Raw genomic sequence first — 19,335 nt, forward strand, 5'->3', positions numbered from 1 at the left:
GGCATTGGAGCTGGCGCAGAGTTTGGAAAGTTTGCCGGGCGTCTCGGACATGCTCGATGACATGCCATTTGGCCGCGAGCAGTTGATTTACCGCCTGACGCCAGCGGCACAGGCGCTGGGATTAACGACCGAATCGCTGGGTCGGCAACTCCGCGCTGCGTTTGACGGGCATTTGGCGCAACTGGTGCAGGTCGGACAAGACGAATTGGAAGTGCGGGTGCTGCTGCCGCGAGCTGAACGCACCCGTTTAGACGTGCTGGAACAACTGTTGATTCGTGCGCCGGACGGCAGTTTTGTACCGCTGCCGACGGTGGCGCACTGGGAAAGCCAACGCGGTTTTGAGGCGCTGCGCCATGCCGACGGACGGTTGGCAGTGGAAGTGTCAGCGGACATCAATCGTGCGCTGAGTACGCCGGATAATGTGCGCGAAGCGTTGGAGCGCGAGTTGTTGCCCAGACTGGTGAAACATTACGGGATTGAATACAGCTTTGAAGGTCGCGCTGCCGATCAACGCGAAACGCTCGGCGATATGCGACTGGGATTGTGGCTGGGGCTGGCGCTGATTTATTTAATTCTGGCAGCGGTTTTTGCGAGCTGGGGCTGGCCGCTGGTGGTCATGACGGCAATTCCGCTGGGATTGATTGGCGCAATTGCGGGTCATTGGATCATGGGCTTGGATTTAACGCTGCTCTCGCTATTTGGTTTATTTGGCTTATCGGGAATTGTAGTGAATAACGCAATCATTCTGGTCAGCATGTATCACGAATTGCGCGAAACCGGAATTGAAGTGGAAGCAGCGTTAATTGCAGCAGCAGTGTCACGATTGCGAGCAATGCTCTTAACTTCAGCGACGACCGTTGTTGGTTTAGGTCCGCTATTATTTGAGACCAGTTTGCAGGCGCAATTTTTAATTCCGATGGCAGTGTCATTGGCATTTGGCGTGGGTTTTTCCACTATTTTGGTGTTGGTATTTACACCAGCATTGCTGTCATTCCATGAAAGTGTGCATTTTCGAGTGGCGCAGTGGTGGCGCAGTTGAACATTATTGACATTGAAAATTATCAATTTTTTCGGATGTTGGAAAATTTTGAAGATGACCGAAGAATTTGCGATCTTCATTTAGGATGTGTTTAACGATGGCGTCGTGAGCTAAAAATTCTAACAGCGAACTAATCGCCAAACTACCAGCACGAAATTGCTCCACCAATACCACTGATTGATTAATCAAGGAGTAATGCAAAATAGCGTGTTCAACCAAACCCGGATAACCAATCGCTATCAGCACTTGTTCCTCATCCCGAAAATGCTGTATTAAATCGCGCATCATTTTATCAAGCAGCAGGTTCACCTCTGCTGCATCCGGTCGTTCGTTGAGGATTAAATCCAAAAGCTGATTAGCGTCATCAAACAATTGCTGGTGCTGATGGTCTATCAACATATGACCGCTGAGAAAACAATCCCGCAAAATTAAGCGAATAAATGCAGTCTTGCTCGGTTCGGTAATGTTGAAATCAGTCGCATTCACTTCGATTCGATTGCGCCCGTTTTGTTTCGCACGGTAAAGCGCCACGTCAGCACGAGCGAGCACCGTATTAGGGGTTAAATCAATTGATTCCACTGCTGCCAGCCCGATCGAGGCGCTGATTGGTGGCAACTCCTGATCCTGATGGCGCACCCGCAGGCAGGTCAGCGCGTGGCGCACTCCATCCAATCGAGCAGCCGCAACGGCAAGCGTGGTTTCCGACAGAATCATGGTGATTTCCTCGCCGCCGTAACGACACACGATGTCTTCGCGGCGCAGCGAATGCTGCAAGAGTTCGCCGACTGCCCGCAGTACGGCATCGCCAGCATCGTGACCATAACTATCATTAAAACGTTTGAAATGATCCAAATCCAACATGGCGATAATCAGCGATCCGCCATTGCGTTGGCAGCGGCTGAATTCACGTTGCAAACTTTCATTAAGATAACGGCGATTAAATAATCCGGTTAACGGATCGCGGATGGTTTCCTCTCGCAATTGTGTTTCCAGATATTTACGCTCGGCGATGTCCCGTTCCAATTCTTGCTGCACCAAGCAATAGTCGTATTCAATCCGCTGCGCATTCATAATGATTTGCCCCAAAACGATCAATAGCGTCATTCCGATGTTAATCACAATAAATACGGCTTGACCGGATGCGACCATAAGATCAGGGAGCAACCCTTCAAAAAATGCGGTATAGCCAATGCGGATAAATGTCGCTAACACTAAGAAAATCAGCGCCAGTGCTAGAAATTGATCGCCTGATCCAAACCACGCTGGTCGCCGTGTAAGCAAAATAAATATCGCCCATGACATGAATGCGCTGCTGTAAACACACCACAGCAAAATACGCATTTTGGTGTCGGGCACGACAATGGTTAACCAAATGAATAATGCGATAAATGACAATAAGGCAGCTATTTCTATGCTGGAGTGGTTTGGGTGATGCTGGTCACGGAATACGCGCACTCCGCGCCCGATCAGTATGATGTCTGCGAGCAATAGGGTATTGGCGAGGATGATGGTCAGCCACAGTGAAAGTTGATCGCGGAACAGGAATAACAACGAACCCAGCGTTCGACACAGGACGCCAAACGTCCAGTATCCGAAACCGGGATAAACGCGGCGCGTCAATAACGTTGTTGCCATGCTCAGGGTGCTCGCCAGCGCCATCATGATGCCGACAGCCACCAATGTTTTCATATCCATTGCACAATCACCTTGCACAAACCAGCGTGGAAGTTAAACCGATTATGATCATTATCAACCGCAATCACCTTCGGTTGCCGCACAGGATTACATCATGCCGATACGTTATCGCCACGCTTGCATCGTTTCACTTCTGACCATTTTATTTGCTGCGCCAGCGTTGGCAGTTGATTTGCAGCCGGGCGATTTACGAGCGCCTAAAATTGGCATGAATTTCACGCAATTCATTCTGCAACAAAGCAATTTTAAGGGGCGTTATGTGCACGGGCAGTTGCAGCCGGGTGATCCACAATTGGAAATCTCGCATCTGTTTTGGCGGGTTGGGCGTGTGTTTGATGCAGCGGGAAAGCCGCTGCTGTTTTTCGCGCAGACGCCAGTGTCAAGCGTACAACCTGCTGGTTCACTGTCGAATCAAGAAAGCGTGAGCGGTATTGGTGATACGACTTTTTTGCTGGCGCTGTGGCCTTACGCCAATCGTGAAACCCAAACTTATTTTGGCGTTGGCGCTTATTTGTTCGCGCCGACTGGCAACTATCACCATGATCGCAATTTCAATCTCGGTGACAACCGCTATCGCGGCGCATTGCAAATGGGTGTGCAGGCGCCGTTAACCGATCGTTCGCGGTGGATGCTGGCGCTGGATACGGTTTGGTATGGCGAAAATGCTGAGTTTGGGCAACGCCGCGACACCTTGGAAAAAGCGCCGCTCACCACCGCGCAGGTCAGCGTTCAATACGACGTGCTGCCCGGCTACACGCTGGCTGCTGGCTATTTCTACAGCGTCGGCGGCGAAACCAGTCTCAACGCCACGCGCCAGCACGACCAGACCGAACTGCATCGATATCAACTTACCGGCACGGCGCAATTTTCTTTTGGAAAAATCACGCTGCAATATGGCGGCGATCTCGAAACGGAAAACGGCTGGCTGGAAGATAACCGCTTGATTTTGCGTTATACAAAATACTTTTGAAATGCAATTTACAATCCCAACTCGCGCCAGCGGGCTTGAATGCGTTTGACCGACACCGGCGCGGGTGTGCCCAATTGCTGGGCAAACAGCGCCACCCGCAACTCCTCGATTAACCAATGAATTTCCTCCAAACGCGGATCATCGCGTCCGGCAGCAGTCGCTGCGTCTGCCCGCTCGCGCCAGCGGGTTTGCAGCTCCGCCATTTCCCGCAGCCATTGCTGATCGCGGCTCGGCGCGTGGGCGAGACGCTCCAATCGCTGCTCCATCGCTTTGAGATAACGCGGGTAATTTTTGAGCTGCGCAAAGGGGATTTGCAGCAGAAAACCGCGAAAAATCAAGCCGTCAAGCTGGGCGCGAAGGTCAAGCACCGACGGCAGCCAATTGGCTTGGGTGCTGGTGGCGAGCTGTTTTCGCAGCGCGTGATAGCTCGCCAAAATGCCGCCGATGAGTTTGCACACTGCGGTCGTCGTCGGCAGCAAGTGCGCTTTGCAGTCGGTTAAACGCTGTTCAAACTCGGTTTGACTGCGCAGCGGCGGACGGTCTTCGGTGAAGGTTAAATCGAAAATCAGCGCCAGCAGGTCGTCGGATAAATCCCCCCTGCCCCCCCTTTTCCAAAGGGGGGAGATGTCGGAGTTCCTTTTTCAACGGGGGGAGTTGAAAAGCCCCCCTTTGAAAAAGGGGGGTTGGGGGGATTTGAGATCGGGCGGTTGGGATTTGATGAAATAAGCGGCGCTTTCGCATACAGCAGCCGCATCCGTTCTAAATCGGTCAGTTGTTTGCGGAGCTGGCGCAGTTCGGCGCTGAGATGCAGCATCAATAACCGCCGTACACCGTCGCGTTGCGCTCGTGCCGCATTTTCCGCCGAATCCAGCACCCGAATGGACACGCTGTCTCCGCCGTCCACCAGCGCCGGATAACCGCGCAGCGTGATTCCAGCGCGAGTCAAATCCACCGCTTCCGGTAAATCGCCGAAATTCCAACGGGTTAAATCGTCGCGTTCTAAATCGCTGCTCGGCAAATGCGCAAAACCGTGTTGCGCCTGCTCGCCAAATTCGCGTTTGAGCCGCAGCGAATCGGCATCCAGCGCCAGCTCGGTGCCGCTCTCGTCAATCAGTTTGACCTTCATCCGCAGATGTTCAGGAATCGCGTTCACATCCCACGCATCTTCGGGAATCTGCACCCCCGTCATCGTTTTGAGCGTTTCTGCCAGCGCCTGAATCAAAGGGCGTTCTGACGGTTTGAGGCGAGCGGCGAGCCGTGCCGCAGTGTCGGGAATGGGCACGAGTTGCTTGCGCCACACTTTGGGCAAACCCCGCAGCAGCGCGGTGATCCGCTCGGTCAACAGTCCCGGCACCAGCCAATCGAGCCGATCTGCGGAAATCTGGTTAATCAGCGGCAGCGGCACGGTCACGGTCACGCCGTCGCTCGCCGCGCCCGGCTCGAAGTGATAGTCCAGCGGCAGCGCCGTCGCGCCAACGTGCAGGCGGTCGGGAAAGGAAGTCGGCGTGATGTCGGCGGCGTCGTGGCGCATCAAATCGTTCAAGCGCAGATGCAGCAGTTTGGGATTGGTGCGCGTGGCGTGGCGCAGCCATTGCTCAAATTGCGGCGTTGAATAAATGCCCGACGGCACGCGCTCGGCATAAAACCGATAAACCGCTTCATCATCGACGCGGATGTCACGGCGGCGCGATTTGGCTTCGAGCTGGTCGATGGATTCAATCAATTCGCGGTTGTGGCGCCAAAATGGAGCGCGGGTTTTGAAATCGCCTTCGGTCAGCGCGAAGCGCAGAAAAATCTCACGGGCTTCAGCGGGATTGAGCGGGCCGTAATTAACGCGACGTTTGGGCACCAACACGACGCCAAACAGCGTCACCCGTTCAAAGGCGGCGACTTGCCCAGATTTCGCTTCCCAGTGCGGTTCGGAATAGCTGCGCTGGAGCAGATGTTGAGCGGCGCTTTCAATCCACGCCGGCTGCACCGCAGCGGCGATGCGCCCATATTGGCGCGTGGTTTCGACGCGCTCGGCGACGATGACCCATTTTGGCGGTTTGGCGGCCAGCCCCGAACTCGGATGAATTTGAAATTTGCTATTCCGCGCACCGAGATAATCGCGTTCTGCGCCTTTGAATCCGATGTTGCCGAGCAGACCGGCGAGGAGGGCGCGGTGAAGCGCGTCAAATAGTGCCTTTGGTTCTTTTTCGATAACCGACGGCGATGACTTAAATCCCATTTCCAACATTTGCTCACGCAATTGGCTATACACATCGCGCCATTCTTGCACCCGATTCACCGATAAAAAATGCCGCTGACATAACTTTGCAAACTTATTTCTGGATAACGCATGACGCTGTTGATCCAGAAAATTCCACAGCTTTACGAAAGTGAAAAAATCCGAATGCTCGTGGCGAAAAGTATTGTGAATTTCATCTGCGGCTTGCTGCTTTTCCAACGGACGCTCACGCGGGTCTTGCACACTCAACGCTGCCGCAATAATCAACATCTCGTCCAAACAAACGTGCTCGACTGCCGCCAGCAGCATCCGCCCGATGCGCGGGTCAACCGGCAGCCGTCCCAACTGTTTGCCCAGCGCCGTTAAATCGCCCGCAGCATCGACTGCACCCAATTCCTCCAGCGTCCGATAACCATCGGTAATTAAACGGGAATCTGGCGGATCAATAAACGGAAAATGCTCAATCGCGCCGAAGCCGAGCAATTTCATCTGCAAAATGACGGCAGCCAGATTGGTGCGGGAGATTTCTGGCTCGGTGAAGGCGGCGCGAGATTGGAAATTTTCCTCGCTATACAAGCGGATGCACACGCCAGCCGCCACCCGCCCGCAGCGACCTTGCCGCTGATTCGCCGACGCCTGCGCGATCCGTTCGACCGGCAGCCGCTGCACCTTCGTGCGATGGCTGTAGCGACTGATCCGCGCAAAGCCCGGATCAATCACATAATGAATGCCCGGCACGGTCAGCGAGGTTTCCGCGACATTCGTGGTCAAAATCACCCGCCGCGAGCTGTGCGCCTGAAAAATTCGTGCTTGTTCCTGCGGACTTTGCCGCGCAAACAGCGGCAGAATCTCAGTTGACGGCGGATGATGCTGGCGCAGCGTTTCCGCCGTGTCCCGAATCTCGCGCTCACCCGATAAAAACACCAACACATCGCCGCGCCCGTGCAGCGCCAGCTCGCCGACCGCCGCTGAAATCGCCTGCTGCATCGCGTCATCGCGCTCGCCCGCACTCTCATCCTCAGCCGGCGGGCGATAGCGCACCTCAACCGGATAAGTGCGCCCTGAAATCTCAATAATCGGCGCAGGCTGCGCGTGCGCATCAGCAAAATGGCGGGCAAATCGCTGCGGGTCGATGGTCGCCGAAGTCACAATCACCTTGAGATCGGGACGACGCGGCAAAATCCCGCGCAGATAACCGAGCAGAAAATCAATGTTCAAACTGCGCTCGTGCGCCTCGTCGATGATGAGCGTGTCGTATTCGGTGAGCAGCCGATCTTGTTGAATTTCCGCCAATAAAATCCCGTCAGTCATCAATTTGATGCAGCTTTCCGGGCGACTGCGATCATGGAATCGCACCTTGTAACCGACCAGATTGCCGGTCTCACCGCCCAGCTCCTGCGCCACGCGACTGCACAGCGTCCGCGCTGCGATCCGCCGCGGCTGCGTGTGCCCAATGCGCCCCGTGCGCCCGCGCCCCAGCTCAAGACAGATTTTCGGCAACTGCGTTGATTTTCCCGAACCCGTTTCGCCACATAAAACAATGACTTGATGCTGCACGATCAGCGCGGCCACTTCGGCGCGGCGCTCGCTGACCGGCAAGGCTTCAGGATACTCAATCGTTGGCGGCACTAACGCAGCGCGGCGTTCGACAAGTGCCTGAGAGTGCTGAATTTCTAGCCAGAGTTTCGCCAAACTTTGATCGAAGGGTTGACCGGCGCGTTGGCGCTTGCGCAAACCACGCAGCCGCGATTGGAACGAATGGCGATCACGAATTAAACAGCGATTGAGATCGGTATCAGTGGGGAAGATTGGCGTATTCAAATTGAAGTAGTTAATGGTTATTGGATGATTCAAAATTAAACATTCGTTTGAGCTTACACAAAACGCTTATTGCATGATAACGGTTATAAATAAACTCAGAATGTTACGACGACCTAAATTCTACCATACTGCTCAGTCCGCTAAACCTGCTGTTAGCACTGATGCCCGTACTGCTGGGATCGGAAAACAGTAGAATCCATAATGCGCCGCAGTTGCCAATCAGTCATCATTGGCAGCGTCCGGCAGCGATTGTTGCAGCGCGTTTAGCGATTCTAAACAGATTGGATCATTATTGATTGGAGCATTCAATATGCCAAAAATTATCAAGTTTGATTTACCGATTGACGGCATCAGAGCGAAAAATATCGACGAATTGCGCGAGCATTTCACGCTGGAAATTCTCCCTTATTTTCATAACGGGCTGTTGGCAAAATGGCTGGCGGTGCGCAAATTAACGACCGAATTGAGCGCATTACAAGCCATTGCTGCCAGCACCGATCCCGCGATATTCAAAGACCTGTGCGCAGTGTTTGGCGTTGAGGCGGATGATGCTGTGATTGCGCTCATGTTTAATGATCCCACGCCTAAATTAAGCTTGACAGTTGCCGAGGTCGTCAAGCAAACCGAATCTGCGGATAAAGTGATCAATCTCGCCGCATTGCTGCCGATTCAAGCCGGCACATTAAAACTGTTTACAGAACGGACGTTGGTTGTTGATGCAGTCGATTTAGACGGCACCGATTTGATTTTACAATCCGCAGACGGAACGCTGATTTTTAAGTCGTGTCAACTCGCCACAAAAATTACTGCACGTTATTTAGCTTTTGGCGATGGAACTGTCCTAGACATCCGCACGAGTTTGCAATGGATGCGCTGCGCCTTGGGACAGACTTGGGACGGGAAGAATTGCAGTGGAGCAGCAAGTAGTTACAACTGGAATGCTGCGCATGAAGCGGTAGCAGCGTTGAATCACGACGGCGGTTATGCTGGATATTGTGATTGGCGGCTGCCATCAATTGATGAATTAAAAACGTTGGTTTATTGCTCCAGCGGTCAGCCTAAAACGTGGAATGATACTGGTAAAAAGTGTGAAGGCGAATGTAATCGCCCGATGATTGATTTAATTGCTTTTCCTCATACGCCGATTTCGCTGTGTTGGTCTGGTTCTCCAACCGGCAACTCGAGCAGCGCGTGGCTCGTGAGTTTCGGCAGTGGCAGCGCCAACTACTACAATCGGTACGGCAACGGCCACGTTCGCCTCGTCCGCGGCGGACAGTGATTTTGATCTTTTTAATGGATTAAAATGTTGTGATGTAGTGAATTGAAACGCGGCTGATGTAATTCAGCCGCTTGATCCATTGAGGCGATTCAAATTGGCGCGTACTTCATTGCCAGTGAGTAGATTGATCGCATTATTGTTAGCGCATCAACAAATTAAATAATCGCTTGCTGCACCGGCGCTTTCGACCAAATCCCGCTCGTGTCACCCATTCCTACGCCATCAAAAACTCACGCATCGCAATAAAGCGTTCTTTATTCGCCAAGGCGCTGTTAATGATTTTGTGTCGATAGCAATAGTGAGCATAATCGTGTTTCTTTCTTAGTTTTTATTCTTCTTTAATAATACTCAACAGTTCACTCGTGGTTATATCAGACTGTTCAGATTTCGAGTAAATCGTTACCAACAACACATCGTTAGCCGTTTGTAAGTAGTAGATAATGCGATAACCGCCGCTTTTGCCACGCGCTGCGGAAGTGTTCTTAATGCGCACCTTGTATAGGACACAACCAGTTCCTTGAATGCGATTGCCGGGCGTTTTTCCAGATTCAAGTGCATGAATAGTGGGTTGAATATCATCACGAATTTTTGGATAACGCTGAACCAAACGTTTCACTTGGCGCTTAAATGCTGCCGAATAATAGATTGCCATCAGCGTTAATCAGTTTTGATGTGAATATCATCCCATAGCGTCTCAATTGCATAAATCTGTCCCGCTTTAATATCCTTCCAGCCTTCGCGGAAAGATTCAGCTGCATTTAACCAAGGCGCATCTTCTTCAATCCCTTCACGAAAAGAATGCACCAAACGCAACAACAGCGGGCGATAGTGCTCCGGGGTTTGTTCAATCTCGGCATGGAGTTGTTCAGTGATCGTGTTGGGTTTCATCATTTTTTCACCACCGCACAAACAAATGTTGCCAACTGGTTTAATGAGTTAATTATTCACCCGCACCGGCGCTTTCGACCAAATTCCGCTCGTTTCGCCCATTCCCACGCCATCAAAAAACTCACGCATCGCAATAAAGCGTTCTTTATTCGCCAAGGCGCTGTTAATCACTTGCGCTAATGAACCCGCGCCAGCCGGTCCCATTAACGGACGCGCTGAAATCAAATTGGTGAAATACAGCGCCGGAATCGTTAATTCTTTGGCTGCTTGCACGACCGGCGTGGTGCCAATTGCTAAATCTGGTTCCAATGATTTCACTGCCGCTAAATCTTGTTCCAATGAAGCGCGGAATTGCACCGGTACGCCGTGCGCAGTCAACCATTCCAAATCGCTTTCATTCCACGCCGTGCGCGGACAAGCCGTGCCGACATACGGCACTGTCGCGCCCGATTCAATTAACAATCGCGCCACTAATAATTCTGAGCCTTCATAACCGGAAACAATTACGCGCCCTTTAATTGGTTTTGCCGCCAATGCGCCAGCAATTGCCGGTAAAAACTTGTTTTTCGCTGCATCAACTTTATCTTGCGCGATGCCGCAGGCTTGCCCAATCGCATCTAACCACGCCGCCGTGCCGTCGCAGCCGACCGGAGCCGATCCCACAATTGGGCGTCCGGCAGCGGCAAATTCGCGGGCAGAGGCGGCATATTGCGGATGAATCGCGGCAACGGCTGCGCAATCGAGCGCGGCGTACAGCTCGCGCCATTCGCGGGTCGGCACCACCGGCCCAGTCGCCAGCCCCAGCGGTTCCAACATCATGCCAATCCCAACCGGATCAGCCGGGAACATTTCGCCGAGCAGCGTGATCGTCGGACGTTCGCTGCGCCCACCGCGTGGCGCTTGCACCGGCCCTTGCTCCGCCTCAGTGCGGGCGTAATGCAGCATCGCGCCAGCCAGCACATCCTTCGCTCGGCGTGAGTTGGCGTGCCGAAGCCGGGCACGTCGATGCCGATAATCCGCACGCCGTTGATTTGTTTAGGCAATAAGCGCAGCGGGACGCCAGATGCCGTCGGGACGCACAGATTGATGGCGATGATGGTGTCGTAGCGGTCGGGATCAGCCAGTTTCAACACCGCGTCCCGCGCATCCTCGAATAATCGACCGGACACCAGCGATTCCGAATCAAACGGCACATAGCCAATGACGCCGTGCGCCGTAAAAATGCGCGGTGAAACTCAGCCCGTACACGCAGCAGCCGGAGCCGACTAGCACCATCGCGGTGCGGCGCATTCGCAGTCCGACGCGCAACGCGCCGAATGCTGGGCACATCGTTTGCGGTTGATCGTGCGGGCCGCTGGCGCAGGTCGAAAGCGTTGGCAACTCAGACATCGTCGTACACCACTTCCAGAGACGGTTTCGCCACTGCGGCTGCGTCGCACATATCCGCCGCATTCGCCGGTTCTAAAATCACATGCCGCCCAACGGCATCGCCTTTGAATAATTCACAATTCCTCATGCGCCAGCGGTTTGGGTTTCACCGGCGGCGCGGTGGCGACATTCGCCGCTAATTCTTCAAACAACGCGCCCCAGCGGTCGCCCGGGCGTCCGACGATTTCGTAATTCGCACTTTTACGGCGGATGTCATCGTCGGCCGGAATCGTCGCCAAAATCGGAATTCCGACTGCATCCGCGAACGCCTGCGCTTCACCGTGCCGTCGTCTTTATTGATGACCATGCCGCGACGCCGACGCTGCCGCCCAAGCCGGTGAAATAGCCGACTGCCGAGCAGACGTTGTTGGCGACGTAGAGCGATTGCAGATCGTTGGAGCCGACGATGATGACTTTTTGGCACAGATCGCGGGCAATCGGCAGCCCGAAGCCGCCGCAACCACGTCGCCGAGAAAATCCAGCAAAACGTAGTCAAAATCCCACTCGTGAAAACCCAAACCTTCCAGCAATTCAAAGCCATGAATGATGCCGCGTCCGCCGCAGCCGCGTCCGACTTCGGGGCCGCCAAGCTCCATCGCAAACACGCCATCGCGCTTAAAACAGATGTCGCCAATCGCCACGCTGTCGCCAGCGCGTTTTTTCTCGCTGGAGACGCCGAGAATGGTCGGGCAGGCGCGTCCGCCAAACAGCAGCGTGCGCGGTGTCACTTTTGGGATCGCAGCCAATCAGCAGCACCTTTTTGCCCTGCTGCGCCATCATGTAGGAGAGGTTGGCGAGGGTGAAACTCTTGCCGATGCCGCCCTTGCCATAGATGGCGATGATCTGGGTTTGTTTGAGTGCTGGCGCGGTGGGCGCGGAAACGGTCACGGATGCAGTCACGATAAATTTCTCCAATCCAAAATCATCTTCAAACAGGTGGGATCGCCAAACGCGGTGCGGTACGCGCTCGCAGCGTCAGTCGCAGCGACGCGATGCGTGATCAAGCCATCCAGTGACAAGCGTCCAGAATCAAGCAGCGCCTGCACTGCGGCGAGATCGGCGGGTTGAAATTCAGCGGCGATGCGGAATCGCGCCTCGCGCATAAATGCTGGCGGGAAGGTGAAGGCGACCGGCGCGTGATAAAACCCAGCCAGCACGATTTCGCCGCCTCGCGCCAGCCGCGCCACCAGCCGATCTAAAATCGTCGCGTCACCGCTCATGTCGCAGATGCAGCGGTAATCGCGGCGCGGATCGTCGTCCGGCGACATGACGTTGTAACCGTAACCGTCTGCGCCGGAATGCCGCGCTGGATTGGTTTCCCACACGACTGGCGGCGTCGCTGCATCCAGTGCCGCAATCCGCGCCAACAGCCGTCCGAGCACGCCATGCCCGACGATCAATTCCACCGTTGCGCCAGCGATTGCGTGATAAGCAGTGGCTGCCAGCGTCAACAACACGGCTTGCTCACCGAAATTTTCTGCGACCGGCAACAGGCGGCTGGCTGGCGCGACGATGCGCGATGCGCCGCCGAATAAGCCGCGCACGTCGCCATAACACCGCGCTCCCGGCACAAACACGCGCTGCCCGACGCTGAGACCAGATTCTGCGCCCGCAAAATGACGCGCCCGACTGATTCATAGCCGGGCACCAGCGGATAGCCCATGCCGGGGAATTCGGGCATTTGCCCCGACCACAGCAGGCGCTCGGTGCCAGTGCTGATGCCGCTCCATTCGATGTCCACGATGACATCGGTGGGTTCCGGTGGCGTCAGCGCGAGGCGTTGCAGTGACAGGTGTTCGGGTTGTTCGAGGACGACGCGAGAGCTTCGAGAGTGGGAATGTCGGGGTCACGGTGTGGCTCGAAAGTGAGGGATAAAAGGGAATAGTTTATTACATTAAAAACTCAATTTTATCGGCTGCGCAGTACTCTAAATCCAACCGCTTTTGAATGCGCCGCATAGTTTCATCAGCTCCAACAAAACCACTTTCAAGTGCCAATTGAGCTTTTTTGCCCCACCACGAATCATCAAGTGATTGCGGGTTCTCGCATTCAGTGGTAGGCAACAATTCAACAGGTGAATGAACGTTTTTTTCGAGCATACGATGCAACGTCTATTGAATTTCAGAAACAATCGCTAAAAATCAAAATTTCTTTATCCCAATGTGGCAAAACAGATTTTCGACTTCTGATAGAAATTTCTGTTAATCCTTCTGCGTCCCAACTCCAAGTAAAGTTTCATCTGTTCCCGCATCTTTGCGATCAGTGAGAATGGCGTTTGCATAATTAAAATCAATTCTGCCCGGCTCGACAACATCGTATGCAAATGACACTTGATTGGTATCGTCATCACGAGTAATGCTGACATTTTCTAATACGGCATAATCTAAAATCATGCTGTTGAACAAATAACCAACACTGCGATGAATAAAATTGATACGGTGACAAAGAGCGATTGATAGCGTTTTTTAGCAACCGTTGCTTCTTCTAACTTCTTTTCGAGAGAAATAGCCATTGATCATTACCTCATTAAAAACACATCTTTTTTTTAAGCGCGGAACCATTGATAACAGTCAGGTTCCGCGCCTCGTTATTACCAGCGTGGCATCCGATATGGCAATAAATGCTGCACCCATCCCGAACGAAACCGATCTAATGACAGGCTTTCGTGTACGGCTTCAACGGTACGCCCTAATAAATGCGCATTGATGACCGAGCGCGAATAAAACGGTGTGTCTTCTAATGTTTTCACCACGCTCGGCGGTGTACCTGCATCTGATTGACTGCTGCGTGGCATTTGCCAAATTGGTGTACGCGGCAAGCGATGATCTGGCGGTGGCGCAAATTCATTGATTGAACCATCGGCATTGAAATGCAGCGCCAGCGCCAGCGGTTTATCATTACGGCGATCAACGTGATATAAAATTGCGCTTTCATTGTCGCCCATTTCTGCGCGTGACCAATCCCAATACACAAACGCATCTTCTAAGGGTTCATCGCCCCAATTGCGATCAAAATAGGTGTCCCGTCCATTTGATATTGGGATGTTCCAATTCAACTGTCACTCGCGCACTCGGTGCAATCGGTCGCCAACGATGGCGTTCATTGCGATCCAAAGTGAATATCCGCTCGTTAATGAAATTGGGCGTTAAATAAATCGTGCCGCGCACTCGCTGCGGAATTGGGGTGCCAATTTCATTGAGTTGCAGCGTTAATGTGTCGTCGCTATTCCATTGAATCGCACTCGGCCCAATAGTTAAATTGGTTTCGGTTTGATTCACAGCGTTGGCGTGGCGTTCTGTCATTGTCCAGCGCCGTTTTTCACCGTATAAACAGACATTCATTGAACAATGATCACGCGGATCATTGCGTCCTTTGCGCCGTCCTTTGAAATAATACGGCGAAAACACGCTGCCAATAAACGCAATTAACGTTAATCCGTGTTGCCCGTCATCACTCAACGCATCGACATACCACCACGCATAACCACGCGGCGGCACCGTTAAATTGAAGTCTGGACTGGCGGGGCGATTTGATTCTGCAACAGCCATTATTCAACTCCTGATTCAATTCAATTGCGCTAATACTGCTTCGGCGGCAATTCGCCCAGAAATCGACGCCATTGGAATACCGGGACCGGGATGGACGCTGCCGCCGGCAAGATATAACCCAGCAATTTTTGATTCATTGCCAGGACGGTCAAAAGAACCGAATAAACCGTGGTGACGCGCCCGAATACTGCGCCACCAGATGCGGGATAAGTTTGTTCAAAATGAACCGGCGTGGTCACGGCAATTTCTTGGTTGTCGGCAAAAGTTAATCCGCAATGCGCCAATAACTTCATTACCCGTTCTTCACAGCGCCGAATCTCATCTTCGGGAATGACTTGACTGTCACCACGCGCTGGTGCATTGACCATAACTAATAACCGCTCCGCTTCAGTCGGCGCAGGGGCAGCAGGATTGCCGCGATCTTGAGCGCAGATGTAGACGGTTGGATCAACTGGTAAACGCAAATCTTCAAATACGGATTTGAATTCTTCGGCGTAATCACGCGGGAAAAAGACGTTGTGATATTGCATTGGAAAACCCACAGGTTTTGCCAATAAGTTCCAAGTCACGACGGAATGAGAGCGTTTATCGGGAGTAATTTGTGGGGCGGCTTTTTTCGCTCGTGCGCCCAATAAACCTGCGCCCAGTGCCGAGGCATCGCCGTTGTAAATGACGGCATCGGCAGACAATCGCTCGCCATTTTCTAGCACTGCGCCAGCTGCGCGTCCGCCTTCAATGATGATTTCTGTGACTTTTTCGCCGTAGCGCAGCGTCACGCCTTTCTCTTCAGCCAGCTTTGCCACTGCTTCCGGCAAACCGTGAATGCCGCCCTCAACGGCGTAAACGCCGCGACTTTCGACATCCGCAATTAACATCAATGTTGCTGGTGCGTGATAGGGTGACGCGCCGACATAAGTCGAATAGCGCCCGAACAATTGACGCAGCCGTTGATCTTTGAAATAACCGCCGAGTGCTTGCCATAATGTGAATACGGCTTTAATTCGCGCCAATTCACTCATGCCACTCATTCCGAAGCGTCCAAAAATGGAGAGCGGCGTTGGTTGCGAGGAACGAATAAATGGAACTTCGAGGGCATTAAATACGCGCTTGGCGTGTTGCACAAAACGCAAATAACCATCGGCTTCCGCTGCGCCAGCAAAGGTGGCGATGGCGTCTGCAGAGCGTTGTTGATCGGCAAATAAATCGAGGCGTTCGTTCTGGCTCCACGCATGACGGGCGAGGATTTCCGCTTTATGCAGCGTGACGCGCTCTTTTAATGAAGCGCCAGCCTCGGCGAACATTTCCTCAAATATCCAAGGCATCGTGAGCACCGTCGGGCCGGTGTAGAAACTTTGGTCGCCGCGATGTTGCTCGCGGAGTTTGCCGCCGGGACGCGCACCACGTTCGATGACGGTGACTTCGCAACCGTTGACTGCCAGTTTGAGTGCCGCGCTCAAGCCGCCCATGCCCGCGCCGATCACGAGGATTCGTTTATTCCGCATGTGTCTGCCTTGTCTGTTCAACCGTGAAATTAAAGGGAAAATTTGACTGGATGCTTGCGAGATCGCGCCTTGCAAGATGAGCTGTGATTAGGTTCAAATGAGTGTCTAGTTCACTAGACATCTGGGCGGTTGAGTCTACCTGACAGGGGGCGATTTTGCACAGTCAGGCGGCGGTCGCTCATTCATCGTTCATTACACTATCTAATTGAGGAATCATCGTTGAATTACGCAGCAAGAATGATGTGGCCTGAGAAATCAGCGACTTGGGATTATCTCGGCGCGGCAGAAAGTTTGGACGATTTCGCCATGATGTACGCCACTGATAAGGCGCTGGCGGTGGGTGCCGAGTTTGTGGTGATTGAGAAAGGCGGCGCGGATTCAGACATTCAGTTTTTCAAAGTGAGCCGCGCTGATCCTTATGGCTTGATTCCGGCTGATCCGCGTGTGGAAAGCGGCGGCAGCAGTGTTAGCGCGACAACAGCGACGGCGGCGACTTCCCAAGAGTTTATGCAGGAGCAGAGCATTGGCGAAGTGTGGAAGGCGATGTACAGCAATATCTTCTTTTTCGGTCGAGTGTCTGGCACGGCATTTTTAGTGTTTTTAGCGTTTATTGGCATTGCCAAATGGTTCGATTTGTGGTGATCGCGGAAGATTTTCGTGTGCAATCATCGCTATCGGAGAAGTGTAAATAAAACTTGACGCAACTGAATGTCAGGTTAGACTAACACCCATGCGCTGCTGATGGCTTCGATTCTGGACTTAATAACAGGGTTCGCAGCCTGACGGCAAGCCTAGTTGCACATCATTTAGGTGTGCGTCACTTACAGCCAAAATGAGGATAAGTCGATGGCAGAAGCAGCAAAGAACCTGTCTGGTTTGACCGATGCACAAGCAAAAGAATTCATGAGCATTGGAAGCATGGCACTTGGAGCTGGGTGATGATCGCGTGCGCAGTTCACGTCGTCACTTGGGTCTATCAACCCTGGTTCTAAGAACTATTTACTTTTCTGAGGAGATTTCCAATGCAAGTACCTGTCATGTTTGCCGATCCATCTGTTGCCGCTCCTAACCATCCTGAAGAAGATTGGAAGATTTGGACCGTTATCAATCCAGCAACTTGGATGGTGCCTTTCTTCGGTATTCTGTTTGTTCAGATGTGGATGATTCACAGCTATGCACTGGCTCTGCCAGGCTACGGCTTCAAAGATTCCGTACGCGTCGCTGCGCCTGCTGCTGTTGTTGCTCCAGTTGCTGCAACCCAAGCTCAGTAAAAACCAGTCTTTCGCGTCGATAGGCGGTGATACCTTGCGTATCATCCGCCTATTTTTTTGTCTAGCAAAAACACATCTATAATCAAATCTATTAGGATTTGATGTTCATGTTTTCTTCTGCAATAAGCCACTCTTTTAGTCAGTAGATTTCTATATGTTTTGTCATACTGATATTCATGGCATGACATCAAGCATATTCATCAACATCAAAATAATTAGGAAAACAATTCATGTCTTCTTTACTATTTCGTATTTTGACAACCAGCATCATTATTTTTACAAATGTCGTTGTAGCAACACCGCCTGAATTGCTAGTTACTGTATTAGATACAACGCAACTTACTACAATGAATCAATTATTAGAACGCATTACTGATCAGCGGGTTATTTTTGTTGGCGAACAGCATGATCGTTATGAAGATCATCTCAATCAATTAGCAATTATTGAAGGTTTACAAGCGCGAGGACATGCACTTGTCATTGGCATGGAAAGTTTCCAACAGCCTTTTCAAGCAGCACTTGATGCCTTTATTGCTGGCAGTATTGATGACGCTGAATTATTACGTCGCACTGAATATTTTGAACGTTGGCGTTATGATTACCGACTATATCGACCATTATTACATTTTGCTCGCAGCCACCGAATTCCAGTGATTGCACTTAATTTAGATGTAGAATTAACCAGTAAAGTAGGTATTAGCGGTATCGAAGGATTAAATGAAACTGAGAAAGCAAAAATCCCCACTGATATTGATCGCAGTAATTCCTCTTACCGACAACGTATTGAAGCGGTTTTTAATCAGCATCCGAATACACAAAAGATTAATTTTGAGCATTTTTTAGATGTGCAACTTACTGTGGGATGAAGGCATGGCAGACCGAGCTGCACAAGCACTAATTAATTATCCTGATCGCACACTTATCGTATTCGCTGGAGCTGGACATCTCGAATATCGACAAGGCATTCCAAATCGATTATTACGACGGAAAGCAGTTAACATTGCGGTATTATTGAAATGGCACAGCATATACACCTAACACAACAATTGCCGATTTTTTACTATACCCACAATCAGCAGAATTACCACCCGCAGGTTTACTTGGCGTAATGCTTGATCCCAGCACCGATGGTAACGGAATGATTGTAAAGGATTTTGTAGATTCAAGTGGTGCAAAAATAGCAGGGTTAATCGTTGGCGACCGTATTATTCGTATTGGAACAACACCCATCACTAACTATTCCGACATTCGCATTGCACTTCTCGATCATGCACCTAATCAAATATGCCAGTTGAAATTGAACGCAAAAAACTTGTCGGTAACAGTGAACACCTAACTTTTTTAGTTAAATTGAATTAATCATCATGTTACATCGTCCTGAATTACTTTCGCCTGCCGGAAGCCTTCGCAATCAACGTTATGCTTTTGCTTATGGCGCAGACGCAGTATATGCAGGGCTACCGCGTTACAGTTTAAGAGTGCGTAATAATGACTTTAATGCCGCTAATCTCGCCATTGGAATTACTGAAGCACACGCACAGGGTAAACGCTTTTATTTAGCAACTAATTTAATGCACATGGCGCAAAAATACGCACATTCGTTACTGATCTTGCTCCAATTATTGCATTAAAACCAGATGCACTTATTGTCGCTGATCCAGGTA

The 19,335-nt window shown here is 51.7% G+C and carries 18 protein-coding genes and 5 pseudogenes; 10 read left to right on the forward strand and 13 right to left on the reverse strand.

Annotation, left to right across the window (positions count from 1 at the left end; genetic code table 11):
• Positions 1-1,039 (forward strand): efflux RND transporter permease subunit (locus CXB77_RS02645; RefSeq protein WP_146108653.1); only part of this gene is annotated, 1,039 nt, incomplete at its 5' end.
• Positions 1,040-1,042: 3 nt separating this feature from the next.
• Here the strand turns inward: CXB77_RS02645 and CXB77_RS02650 are convergent.
• A complete protein-coding gene (locus CXB77_RS02650; RefSeq protein ID WP_105072604.1) occupies positions 1,043-2,734 on the reverse strand; it encodes a diguanylate cyclase in 1,692 nt (563 codons plus the stop codon).
• Between the two features lie 94 nt (positions 2,735-2,828).
• Between CXB77_RS02650 and CXB77_RS02655 the strand changes: the two genes are divergently transcribed.
• Positions 2,829-3,704: a transporter gene (locus tag CXB77_RS02655; RefSeq protein WP_105072605.1), complete on the forward strand. Its 876-nt coding sequence runs from the start codon at positions 2,829-2,831 to the stop codon at positions 3,702-3,704.
• An 8-nt stretch (positions 3,705-3,712) separates the two neighbouring features.
• On the opposite strand, the pseudogene hrpA reads toward CXB77_RS02655, so the two are convergent.
• Positions 3,713-7,755, reverse strand: a pseudogene (gene hrpA / locus CXB77_RS02665) (ATP-dependent RNA helicase HrpA).
• 310 nt (positions 7,756-8,065) lie between these two features.
• Here hrpA and CXB77_RS02670 point away from each other — a divergent pair.
• Entirely contained in the window at positions 8,066-9,034 is a 969-nt protein-coding gene (locus CXB77_RS02670) for a DUF1566 domain-containing protein (protein WP_146108654.1), read from the forward strand.
• Between the two features lie 328 nt (positions 9,035-9,362).
• On the opposite strand, the gene CXB77_RS02675 is transcribed toward CXB77_RS02670, so the two are convergent.
• The 11 genes and pseudogenes from CXB77_RS02675 to CXB77_RS02715 form a co-directional block, all read right to left on the reverse strand.
• The gene (locus tag CXB77_RS02675) at positions 9,363-9,686 is read right to left on the reverse strand and encodes a type II toxin-antitoxin system RelE/ParE family toxin (protein WP_105072703.1); all 324 of its coding nucleotides are present in this window, start codon (positions 9,684-9,686) and stop codon (positions 9,363-9,365) included.
• A gap of 5 nt (positions 9,687-9,691) precedes the next feature.
• Positions 9,692-9,922, reverse strand: a complete 231-nt coding sequence (locus CXB77_RS02680) for a hypothetical protein (protein WP_172452496.1) — start codon at positions 9,920-9,922, stop codon at positions 9,692-9,694.
• Positions 9,923-9,970: 48 nt separating this feature from the next.
• A pseudogene (gene bchY / locus CXB77_RS02685) lies at positions 9,971-11,311 on the reverse strand (chlorophyllide a reductase subunit Y).
• Positions 11,304-12,250: pseudogene (locus CXB77_RS02690) on the reverse strand (chlorophyllide a reductase iron protein subunit X). The pseudogenes bchY and CXB77_RS02690 overlap by 8 nt, the downstream one beginning before the upstream one ends.
• The gene (gene bchC, locus CXB77_RS02695) at positions 12,247-12,927 is read right to left on the reverse strand and encodes a chlorophyll synthesis pathway protein BchC (protein ID WP_347338034.1); all 681 of its coding nucleotides are present in this window, start codon (positions 12,925-12,927) and stop codon (positions 12,247-12,249) included. Before bchC ends, CXB77_RS02690 begins: the two are co-directional and overlap by 4 nt.
• A gap of 312 nt (positions 12,928-13,239) precedes the next feature.
• Complete coding sequence (locus tag CXB77_RS02700; RefSeq protein WP_105072705.1) at positions 13,240-13,449, reverse strand: hypothetical protein; 210 nt, start codon at positions 13,447-13,449, stop codon at positions 13,240-13,242.
• A 102-nt stretch (positions 13,450-13,551) separates the two neighbouring features.
• On the reverse strand, positions 13,552-13,743 hold the full coding sequence (locus tag CXB77_RS02705; RefSeq protein WP_105072706.1) for a hypothetical protein: 192 nt from the start codon (positions 13,741-13,743) through the stop codon (positions 13,552-13,554).
• The gene (locus tag CXB77_RS22795) at positions 13,740-13,862 is read right to left on the reverse strand and encodes a hypothetical protein (RefSeq protein WP_277949333.1); all 123 of its coding nucleotides are present in this window, start codon (positions 13,860-13,862) and stop codon (positions 13,740-13,742) included. The genes CXB77_RS02705 and CXB77_RS22795 overlap by 4 nt, the downstream gene beginning before the upstream one ends.
• 78 nt (positions 13,863-13,940) lie before the next feature.
• Positions 13,941-14,405, reverse strand: a complete 465-nt coding sequence (locus tag CXB77_RS20915) for a hypothetical protein (protein WP_242445379.1) — start codon at positions 14,403-14,405, stop codon at positions 13,941-13,943.
• Positions 14,359-14,898 carry a hypothetical protein gene (locus CXB77_RS20920; protein ID WP_242445380.1) on the reverse strand — a complete coding sequence of 180 codons (540 nt, stop codon included), beginning with the start codon at positions 14,896-14,898 and terminating at the stop codon, positions 14,359-14,361. The genes CXB77_RS20915 and CXB77_RS20920 overlap by 47 nt, the downstream gene beginning before the upstream one ends.
• 29 nt (positions 14,899-14,927) lie before the next feature.
• Complete coding sequence (locus CXB77_RS02715; protein WP_347338035.1) at positions 14,928-16,400, reverse strand: phytoene desaturase family protein; 1,473 nt, start codon at positions 16,398-16,400, stop codon at positions 14,928-14,930.
• A gap of 237 nt (positions 16,401-16,637) precedes the next feature.
• On the opposite strand from CXB77_RS02715, the gene CXB77_RS02720 reads away from it, so the two are divergent.
• From CXB77_RS02720 to CXB77_RS02740, 7 genes and pseudogenes are all read left to right on the forward strand, one after another.
• The gene (locus CXB77_RS02720) at positions 16,638-17,042 is read left to right on the forward strand and encodes a hypothetical protein (RefSeq protein WP_242445357.1); all 405 of its coding nucleotides are present in this window, start codon (positions 16,638-16,640) and stop codon (positions 17,040-17,042) included.
• Between the two features lie 204 nt (positions 17,043-17,246).
• A pseudogene (locus tag CXB77_RS23480) lies at positions 17,247-17,392 on the forward strand (light-harvesting protein).
• 30 nt (positions 17,393-17,422) lie between these two features.
• Entirely contained in the window at positions 17,423-17,671 is a 249-nt protein-coding gene (gene pufA / locus CXB77_RS02730; protein WP_105072617.1) for a light-harvesting antenna LH1, alpha subunit, read from the forward strand.
• A 230-nt stretch (positions 17,672-17,901) separates the two neighbouring features.
• Positions 17,902-18,537, forward strand: a complete 636-nt coding sequence (locus CXB77_RS20925) for a ChaN family lipoprotein (protein WP_277949334.1) — start codon at positions 17,902-17,904, stop codon at positions 18,535-18,537.
• A 4-nt stretch (positions 18,538-18,541) separates the two neighbouring features.
• Entirely contained in the window at positions 18,542-18,709 is a 168-nt protein-coding gene (locus CXB77_RS22800; protein ID WP_277949335.1) for a ChaN family lipoprotein, read from the forward strand.
• A 70-nt stretch (positions 18,710-18,779) separates the two neighbouring features.
• A complete protein-coding gene (locus CXB77_RS20930) occupies positions 18,780-19,007 on the forward strand; it encodes a PDZ domain-containing protein (protein WP_242445381.1) in 228 nt (75 codons plus the stop codon).
• A 28-nt stretch (positions 19,008-19,035) separates the two neighbouring features.
• A pseudogene (locus CXB77_RS02740) lies at positions 19,036-19,335 on the forward strand (U32 family peptidase); the annotation flags it as partial.

The sequence above is a fragment of the Chromatium okenii genome (assembly GCF_002958735.1).
GTDB lineage: Bacteria > Pseudomonadota > Gammaproteobacteria > Chromatiales > Chromatiaceae > Chromatium > Chromatium okenii_A.